We start from the raw sequence: 9,566 nt of genomic DNA, 5'->3' as shown, positions 1-9,566 counted from the left end.
CCCCCCTCATGACGTTGAAACCAGCGTTCAGTAAAAGGCTCACCATAATTTGCTTTACTGATACCAAAGCGAACAAAATAGTTCCTTTGGCTATGCTCTATGCCCCACTCAGCTGCCTCTTCAGGTGTCATAGCTGATAGATATGATTGCCAACGGATATTATCGACTAATACAGAGGAACCTCGGCTGGCTTGTTGCTGGTCTCCTGTACGCATCATGGCAGCTCCTTTGCTTGAATGGTGCAGGAAGATGATTGAGCAATTTGTCTCGGTTGATATCGCTTCCATTTTTGCAATTACTTGCGCCATTGGGCCACTGGCATTTTCTTCTTCAATATGAAAGCGCCTTAAAGTATCCAAAATTAATAAACGCCTATTTTTTGCTATATTGCGTAAATCATCAAACCATTCAGAAGACATAACATTTGGGGATTTGCCAATTAAAGGTTCAATCATGAGTGCATTTGCCACAGATTGCTGCTGCTTATAAGTAAGACTTGCACCTAAAGCATATAATCTGTGATATATCGCTATCGTTGGATCTTCAGCAGGTAAATACGCTACATTACCTGTCATTAGCTCCCCCATTCCTAATAAATCAGGCCCACCCGCTATCTGAACAGCTAATTGCAAAGCCAGCATAGACTTACCTACACCTCCTGGAGCAACTATTGCCCCTACAGTCCCAGCGACCATATTGGGTAAAACATAGTCAAATAGAGGTGGTTTATTTGTGAATGCAGACATTATTTCAATCGCCATGATAACTCCCTGCATAAATCTCCTGGTCTAGCCGCTTTTAACAATGATCTGCGCCTTTCTTCTATCCAGTTTTCAACTTCAGCCAAATCCCAAGCAACGCTCCGACTTGTCAGCACAATACGACGAGGAAACTCCCCTCGTTGCTCCAGGTTGTAGATGGTTCGTTCTGATAATGGGATCATTTTCAACAATGTCTTACGGTTGATCAGCGTTTTATTTTTCACTGATATGCTCATTACTTACTCCTCCTAAACATTATTTGCTAGATAATGTCAGGCTTTGCTAGTACATTAATCATATCTATTGGACAAAAAAGTTGAATTTATTAAATGGAACTGGAATTTGATATCCAAAAACGATTAGGTAAGTTCTACATTCCAATATGGGTTGGCTGTGATAAATCCGTAGCGGCTGCTATTAAGATTTTCAGGGAACAATGGCATTCATATTCTCAAGTTTCCAAAAGCCATAATATAACCAGATTAATCAGGGAATTAGTTGACCCAGCCGTATCTGAATACTTGAATAGGCTTCCAGCCAACTATCTGCGATATAGCCCAATATCATCAACTAAGTTAACCTATAGTGATTTAATTAAAATGCGAGGTTTTCGTTACTGCTCTGACTGTATTGGCGACTATCTTAGGCCTTTTGTTGAACATTCTACGTATACAGAGACAGATAAATTATTCATAGCTACTCAAGAAACATTAAAAAGCTTATTTTCCCACTGCAAAGGAAAACGACCAAAAAGATCAAGGCTTGCACCTGATATTTACTTTAATACGGAAAGAAGCAAAGGATTATGTCGTCTTTGTGGCAACCCAACTGAATTTTCTTCATTTATTACCAATTGGGATAACGACGGTTTTATTGATGATACTGAAGAAAAATATGGACTAAAGAAAGGGCCAGATTTTAGCCATAAATACTGTGCTCACCATAAACCACAATTACAAGATGGCTCTTGGAACCCAGCCTATAAACAAGCAATTCGCTCCTCTAAACAATTTGAATTGGAAGTTTTAAGATTATGTCGCCAAATAGCTAAACCTGAGCGTTTAAACGCTATGTCAGGTGATAATCTCATAGATGAGTATTTTTATTATTATCTTAGAGATAAAACAATAGATTACTCTCAATCACTTACATGTTTTGAATATATTAAAAATACATTTTCTGAATCAATTACCGTTGATAAAAAAACATGTGAGAAAATAATTAGTATTGTTGATAATATGACAAATGTAGGAGTTTCTTTAGGACCTAATGATATAGATAAAATACGCAATATTGCTAGAAAAATGGTTGACTCAAGACTTACTGATAATAAAAAAAGAATGTTAGCTCTAAGAATGTATGGTTTTAGCCAATATGAGATAGCTCAAAATATGATGAAACACATAGGAAAAAAGATGACCCATCAAGCAGTGTCTAAAGCTCTGAGCACAGTTTCCTATGAGTTTAGGCTTAAAAGAAAATCAATAAACTAACTCATTAATATACTATGTCTCCAATGTATTAAAAATACTAAGAACTGATACAAAGATGGCGAGAACAACTAAAAATAATCATTATATTCCTCAATGGCATCAAAAAGGTTTCATGAGTGAACGTGATAACCAACTATGCCATTTGGCACGCAAAGAAATTCCCTTGCCAAATGGTAAGTCTAAAGTTACTCAAAATGTTAAGTGGTATACTGCTGCTCAGCAATTTTATGAAGCACATCTATATTCAACATTTTTAGGTAACCTTGCAAATGATGAAATAGAAAAGAAACTTTTTGGCCCTATTGATGATAATGGCTCCAAAGCTGTTCGAGCCTTTCTAACTGACAGTCAAGAAAAGTGGCACCAAAATTTTAAAGCTTTTTTTACTTATTTAGACGCTCAGAAACTTCGCACACCTAAAGGCTTAGATTGGATTCGAAGTAAATATCCTGAACTCGATCAGCTCCAGCTAATGATTGAAATGCAGTCATTACGTACCATGCATTTCACCTTATGGGCTGAAGGAGTACGAGAGCTCGTATCAGCTGAAAATTCAGACATTAAATTTATAGTTTCAGACCATCCTGTAACTGTTTACAATTATGCCTGCCCTCCTGACTCTGAGCTTTGTAAATACCCTAATGATCCCGATATTGCCCTAAAAGGGTCTCAAACGATCTTTCCTTTAGATAAAAATCGGTGCTTAATTTTGTCAAATATTGAGTACGCCTTAAATCCAGAAAATACGAACCCACTTGAACAACGAACAAATGCTACCCGTATGCGCCGAAGCATGGTTAATACAATTGAGTTTATCAATAATCGTATCTTAACAGAGGATGATGTTAATAAAATCAACTATATAATTAAGAGTAGAGCTAAAGCTACAGTTGCTGCTGGCAAAGAGGAGTGGTTATTTCCTGAAAATGATGTGGATTGTAATTGGGAAGAGTTAAGGCATGTCTTATTACCTCAACCAAATATGCTATACCGGTACAGTGGAGAAATATATGCGCGATTTGAAGACGGCACTATCCACTATCAGGACATGCTTGGGCGCACAACTCCTCCTGCTAAATATCTTAATAAGGATATAAATGAAACTAGATTAGGTCGAAACGATCCATGCGGCTGCGGTAGCGCTATGAAATACAAGAACTGTTGCCGAGATATACCTCTTGATTTGCGTACAACATGGAGTGTTATGAGTATCCGGGAAAGAAATATAGCATTCTGTAATTGTATTCGTGATGTTCTTGGACTTAACAGAGACAAAACTTGGTTGGACGTCAGGAGAGAATTATCTAAAGAGCATATAACAGAAATTTATGGTTTCTATTCAACCTTATGGCCACGTGAAACAGATATTTACGCACTTTTGCCTAAGCCAGATGGAAAGTTTCGAGGTCTGTATACAGGCCCAATAGATGCTAGGACAATTGGCGCTAATGCGCTACCAATGGCTTCCCTATTTGATGATTTTTTAATTGAAACTCCAATCATCAATCCAAATAACATTAATCCAGAATTTAGCCCTCTTGAGTCGCCGTCAAGATATAAATACCAAGCTCTAAAAGATTTCATGTTTATGCTACAAATGGAGCCATTTATTAGGCTTGGTTTGATTAACTTAATCCCAGACCCTAGTGAATTTGATATGCCTCTTATGAGAGGCATGATGGAAATGGCAAAAGAACGTAGCTTGAAACAACAAATTCTTACTAATCAAGATCAACATTTACTGACCTCTATATCTATTGAGGATTTACTAAATTCCACTGCAATAATGCCAAGAGAGGCTAGAATTCAGTTATTAATACATGAATTTGGTTTAGATGAGGTGGAAGCCACTAACATAATCGATGAGCTAGAAAGCCAAGCTGAAATATCTCCACTGATGTTATTACAGAAAACGGGATACAAAGATAGCGGTCAGTTCCTACAGTTTAGAATGGCACCAAATTATGAAATGTCGTTACTAATAGCTCAGGCGACTGGATCTGTATTAGTCACGGACAGTAGCTCAAGATGGCAAGAGTTAATGTCTGCACAGCATAGAGTACATGGAATTGCTTCTTCCCCATGGAGTGAATTATTTGATACCTATAAAGTTTTTCCAATTGATGAACGCTTTTTAGAAACATTTCAAAAATCCCAAAGCTATTTTGCTAATGCTAGAAATTATTTAAAAGCTGCTGATAAAATGGTAATAAGCAACAACCGCAATGTTTATCAACGTTCTCAATTAGCCGAACAAATTTCTAACTTTATGCAATTACTGAAGCAAACAAGTGAACCGTTGAGACTTGAATCTTTGAAAATTGCGAGCCCTGAAGGTGGTTTTTATGATGTCAACGTACAGCGCTTACTTGCCCTCTCTAGTTGCTTAAAATATGAACATCAAGTTAGGTCAGTTTATGGAATAGCCCTCCACTATTAAATGTGAACAATCAACAATGCATTCTATTTATTGCCTCCGTAAAACGCCATACAAGCAAATTTGAACTATTTGTAAGTCTAGCAATTGTTCAAATTACTCTACAACAGTTAAATTACCTAGAGTTATAGCTGGCAATCCATCACTTATTATAATCGTCTTTTTAACACACCTATAAATGGTTATTTTCGAATATCTAAAGTGCACTCATCTATCATATCAGCCCAATCCTGCAACATAGCCGTGCGCTGCTCGCGGTACTCTGCTTTGTTGTACACTGCCCTAACGCCTTTCTGTTCATGCGCCAGGCATTTCTCTATCCAATCTGTGTTATAGCCAGCTTCATGTAGCAATGTACTCGCTGTTCTGCGTAAATCGTGAGGCCCAAACTTAGCAAGGTCGTGTCCGTCTTTTTGTGCAGCTTTATAGGTGAGATCCAGTACCCGATTCATTGTTGCACTACTCATTGGCGCATCCGAATCATAGCGCGATGGTAGAATAAAATCAGAACCGCCTGCAAAAGTTTTTAAGGCAACTAAAATATCCATTACCTGACGCGATAAAAAAACCAAATGTGGATTGCGACGTTTCATTCGCTCTTTTGGGATTGTCCAAATTGCTTCACTGAAATTAATTTCACTCCAGGTGGCGTTCGTTAACTCACTTTTACGTACCATTGTTAACAATAGCAGTTTTACAGCTACCCGAATTAAGGGCGTTGTCCCAACCTTCTCAAGATAGCGATACATCAAACCAATTTCACATGGCGTTAACGAGCGATCTCTGGGTTCAAATTTTGCAATACTTGCAGGCCTAACTAAATCTGCTGGGTTTTCTACCTTCTGGCCCCGTTCAATCGCCCAGCGATAAACCTGAAGTACGATTTCTCGTGCATGAACCGCAGTCGCTGGTGCACCACGTTCAACAATAGTGTCAGTGATCGCCCGTAAGTCTTCGTGTGTGATTTCATTTAACTTTTGGTTGCCAAATTTGCCCTTGAGTTCCCTGGTATAAACTGATCGTCGCATATCCCGTGTAGAATCTGCCATCTGATATCCACGAAGCCACTTTTCAGCCCATGCACCAAATGTTTCAGCACCTTTAATTCTCGCTTTATCTCTGGCTTTTTCTTTAGCTGGGGACTTACCATCTGTCACCATTCTTTTAGCTTCCCCTAGCCGCCCTCTGGCTTCAGCTAAAGTAATCCCGCCAATACCATAACGACCAAAAGTCACCGTTTCCTGTCTGCCGTTAATGGCGTAGTTATAACGAAAAGAGACAGAGCCAGCAGGCGTTACAGCGACATACAGCCCATCCCTGTCATTCACTTTATAGAGCTTTTCTTTCGGTTTTAAATTTCTCAGTTTGGTATCAGTCAGCATTCATTTTCATCCTTTTTTAACGTTTTGATACCATGCAAAAACAACCGTAGGAAACTATGATTCAATTCCTTTAAAAACAAATAATTACTTATTTTTAATACCATGAGAGGATCAAAAACTATCGCATGGTATCAGTCAGTGTGCATGGCATCTGCATGCGATAATACCAACTTTAATACCCCATTCAACTTGTGCTTGACGCTGCTAATAAGTGCCAGATACGGCAAGCCTTAAAAACAAAAAAGCCCATTTTTACATGGGCTTAAGTCGTTATTTTGCTAGTCAGTGCCAGCGAGTTCTTATTGGGGAATTATTCCCACTCAATCGTTGCTGGTGGTTTTCCGCTGATATCATAAACTACGCGAGAAATACCATTTACTTCATTGATAATGCGATTAGAAACACGGCCTAAGAAATCGTAAGGTAAGTGTGCCCAATGTGCAGTCATAAAGTCTACGGTTTCCACAGCACGTAATGAAACTACCCAGTCGTATTTACGGCCATCGCCCATAACACCCACTGAACGGACAGGTAGGAATACTGTAAATGCTTGGCTGACTTTATTGTATAAATCGGCTTTATGTAGCTCTTCAATAAAGATAGCATCAGCACGACGTAGTAAATCACAATACTCTTTCTTGATTTCACCCAATACGCGCACCCCTAAACCTGGTCCTGGGAATGGATGACGGTATAGCATGTCGTAAGGTAAACCTAACTCAAGTCCGATTTTACGCACTTCATCTTTAAATAGTTCTTTTAATGGCTCCACTAAACCTAACTTCATATCTTCAGGTAAGCCACCTACGTTATGGTGTGATTTGATCACATGCGCTTTACCTGTTGCTGATGCGGCTGATTCAATCACATCAGGATAGATTGTGCCTTGTGCTAGCCATTTGACTTGCGGTAATTTAACCGCTTCTTCATCAAAGATTTCAATGAAGGTATGACCGATAATTTTGCGTTTTTTCTCCGGATCGTTTTCACCTTTTAACGCAGTTAAGAAACGATCTTCGGCTTCAACATGGATAATGTTGAGGTCAAATTTGCCTTTAAACATCGCCATAACTTGTTCGGCTTCGTTAAGGCGTAATAAGCCATTATCAACAAATACACAGGTTAAGCGTTTACCAATGGCACGATTTAATAATAATGCGGTAACAGAAGAGTCTACACCACCCGATAGCGCGAGAATAACGTGATCGTCGCCAATTTGTTGTTTTAAACGAGCAACAGTATCTTCAATAATCGCCGCGGATGTCCATAATGCGTCACAACCACAGATATCTAACACAAAGCGTTTTAAAATGGCTAAACCTTGATGGGTATGGGTAACTTCTGGGTGGAACTGTACACCATAGAAACGCTTCTCTTCATTTGCCATAATCGCAAATGGGCAAGTTTCAGTGCTAGCAATAGTGACAAAATCAGCGGGAATAGCCGTAACTTTATCACCGTGGCTCATCCATACATCTAATAAAGGTTTGCCATCTTCACTTACGGAGTCTTGAATATCACGGAACAGTTCGCAGGTTTCGCGGATCTCAACTTGTGAATAACCAAATTCACGCTCACCTGAGACTTCAACATCACCGCCTAATTGCATAGACATAGTTTGCATGCCATAGCAGATACCTAATACCGGCACACCCGCATTAAAGACGTATTCCGGAGCGCGTGGGCTATTGTCTTCTGTAGTACTTTCAGGGCCACCAGACAGAATAATACCATTGGGGTTAAATTCACGAATTTGTTCTTCGGTAACATCCCATGCCCAGAGTTCACAATAAACGCCGATTTCGCGAATACGGCGAGCAATAAGTTGTGTATATTGCGAACCGAAATCAAGGATAAGAATGCGATGATTATGGATATTTGCTGTCATTTGTGGTGAATTCCAAAACAAATAAAAAGTCATTAAATTGAAAGGCTTGTTAACATTTTCTGTTTTCAAGCCTTTCTCGAATAATTACATACCTAAACGATAGTTAGGCGATTCTTTCGTGATAGTCACATCATGAACATGGCTTTCCTGAATACCCGCACCACTGATGCGAACAAATTCAGCTTTGGTATTTAATTCTTTGATGGTTGCACAGCCTGTTAAGCCCATACATGAACGTAAGCCACCCATTTGTTGGTGAACGATATTTTTCAGTAAGCCTTTATATGCCACACGACCTTCAATACCTTCTGGTACTAATTTGTCTGCTGCATTATCAGTTTGGAAATAACGATCTGATGAACCTTTAGACATTGCGCCTAAAGAGCCCATACCGCGGTAAGATTTATAAGAGCGACCTTGGAATAGCTCGATTTCACCCGGAGATTCTTCTGTACCTGCAAACATAGAGCCAACCATTACACATGCTGCTCCAGCGGCTAATGCTTTAGCAATATCACCAGAGAAACGAATACCACCATCGGCAATCACCGGAATATTGCGATCTTTCAGTGCTTCAACAGCATCAGCAATCGCAGTGATTTGTGGAACCCCAACACCTGTTACGATACGAGTGGTACAAATAGAGCCAGGGCCAATACCCACTTTAACAGCACTCACACCTGCATCCGCCAGCGCTAAAGCCCCTTCTGCGGTTGCCACATTCCCCCCAATAATAGGTAAGTTTGGATATAAAGCGCGAGTTTCACGAATACGCTGTAATACCCCTTCGGAATGACCATGTGAGGAGTCGATAAGAAGAACATCAACACCAGCTGCCACTAATGCGGCGATACGCTCTTCGTTACCTGCGCCAGCGCCAACCGCAGCACCTACACGTAAACGACCATGCTCATCTTTACATGCATTAGGCTTGCGTTCTGCTTTTTTGAAATCTTTAACGGTGATCATGCCTTTTAAGTGGAAATGATCATCGACTACTAAGGCTTTTTCTACACGCTTCTCATGCATTTTTTGCATAACAACATCACGTGCTTCACCTTCTTTAACGGTAACTAAACGCTCTTTTGGCGTCATTACCGCAGTGACAGGTTGGTCTAAATCAGTGACAAAGCGAACATCACGACCAGTAATAATACCCACTAATTCATTGTCTTTAGTCACTACCGGATAGCCAGCAAAATCATTACGCTCTGTCATTGCTTGGACTTCGCGTAAAGAAGTTTCTGGTGTTACCGTGATAGGATCCGTCACAACACCGCTTTCATGTTTTTTAACACGACGAACTTCTTCAGCTTGGCGTTCGATAGGCATGTTTTTGTGGATAAAACCAATTCCACCTTCTTGAGCTAATGCAATAGCTAAAGATGCTTCAGTCACAGTATCCATTGCAGCAGAAAGCATAGGCACATTTAAGCGAATTGTTTCAGTCAGTTGAGTAGATAAATCAGCAGTATTAGGAAGGACAGTCGAGTGTGCAGGAACTAACAAAACATCATCAAATGTAAGTGCTTCTTTTTTAATTCGTAACATAGCAATATCTCACCAAGGCGGCTTTTAAGAAATGGAAAATATTGCCGCGGCATT

The 9,566-nt window shown here is 39.7% G+C and carries 7 protein-coding genes; 2 read left to right on the top strand and 5 right to left on the bottom strand.

The genetic code is table 11. The features are described 5' to 3' along the window. The coding region (locus ACYUCW_RS04510; RefSeq protein WP_460408237.1) for a helicase RepA family protein at nt 1-761 on the bottom strand (761 nt) is incomplete at its 3' end. Then, nucleotides 746-997, bottom strand: a complete 252-nt coding sequence (locus ACYUCW_RS04505; protein ID WP_074924059.1) for a helix-turn-helix transcriptional regulator — start codon at nt 995-997, stop codon at nt 746-748. The genes ACYUCW_RS04505 and ACYUCW_RS04510, both read right to left, overlap by 16 nt. A gap of 93 nt (nt 998-1,090) precedes the next feature. Between ACYUCW_RS04505 and ACYUCW_RS04500 the strand changes: the two genes are divergently transcribed. Both ACYUCW_RS04500 and ACYUCW_RS04495 read left to right on the top strand, forming a co-directional pair. Continuing rightward, complete coding sequence (locus tag ACYUCW_RS04500) at nt 1,091-2,254, top strand: hypothetical protein (protein ID WP_036971675.1); 1,164 nt, start codon at nt 1,091-1,093, stop codon at nt 2,252-2,254. A gap of 55 nt (nt 2,255-2,309) precedes the next feature. After that, complete coding sequence (locus ACYUCW_RS04495) at nt 2,310-4,694, top strand: DUF4238 domain-containing protein (protein WP_049201111.1); 2,385 nt, start codon at nt 2,310-2,312, stop codon at nt 4,692-4,694. A 179-nt stretch (nt 4,695-4,873) separates the two neighbouring features. Here the strand turns inward: ACYUCW_RS04495 and ACYUCW_RS04490 are convergent, their stop codons facing one another. The 3 genes from ACYUCW_RS04490 to guaB form a co-directional block, all read right to left on the bottom strand. Beyond that, on the bottom strand, nt 4,874-6,073 hold the full coding sequence (locus ACYUCW_RS04490) for a tyrosine-type recombinase/integrase (protein WP_036971673.1): 1,200 nt from the start codon (nt 6,071-6,073) through the stop codon (nt 4,874-4,876). Nucleotides 6,074-6,383: 310 nt separating this feature from the next. Next, nucleotides 6,384-7,961, bottom strand: coding sequence for a glutamine-hydrolyzing GMP synthase (gene guaA, locus ACYUCW_RS04485; RefSeq protein ID WP_004250844.1), 1,578 nt, complete (start codon nt 7,959-7,961; stop codon nt 6,384-6,386). A gap of 84 nt (nt 7,962-8,045) precedes the next feature. Next, a complete protein-coding gene (gene guaB, locus ACYUCW_RS04480; RefSeq protein WP_460408236.1) occupies nt 8,046-9,512 on the bottom strand; it encodes an IMP dehydrogenase in 1,467 nt (488 codons plus the stop codon). Nucleotides 9,513-9,566 lie beyond the last annotated feature (54 nt).

This window comes from Proteus sp. MB838 (assembly GCF_054767435.1).
This window is presented reverse-complemented; position numbering and strand designations above follow the sequence as displayed.

Bases quoted from the DNA above. Each gene is read 5' to 3' on its own strand.
- guaB (WP_460408236.1), bottom strand. From the start codon at position 9,512: ATGTTACGAATTAAAAAAGAAGCACTTACATTTGATGATGTTTTGTTA.
- ACYUCW_RS04505 (WP_074924059.1), bottom strand. From the start codon at position 997: ATGAGCATATCAGTGAAAAATAAAACGCTGATCAACCGTAAGACATTG.
- ACYUCW_RS04490 (WP_036971673.1), bottom strand. From the start codon at position 6,073: ATGCTGACTGATACCAAACTGAGAAATTTAAAACCGAAAGAAAAGCTC.
- guaA (WP_004250844.1), bottom strand. From the start codon at position 7,961: ATGACAGCAAATATCCATAATCATCGCATTCTTATCCTTGATTTCGGT.
- ACYUCW_RS04500 (WP_036971675.1), top strand. From the start codon at position 1,091: ATGGAACTGGAATTTGATATCCAAAAACGATTAGGTAAGTTCTACATT.
- ACYUCW_RS04495 (WP_049201111.1), top strand. From the start codon at position 2,310: ATGGCGAGAACAACTAAAAATAATCATTATATTCCTCAATGGCATCAA.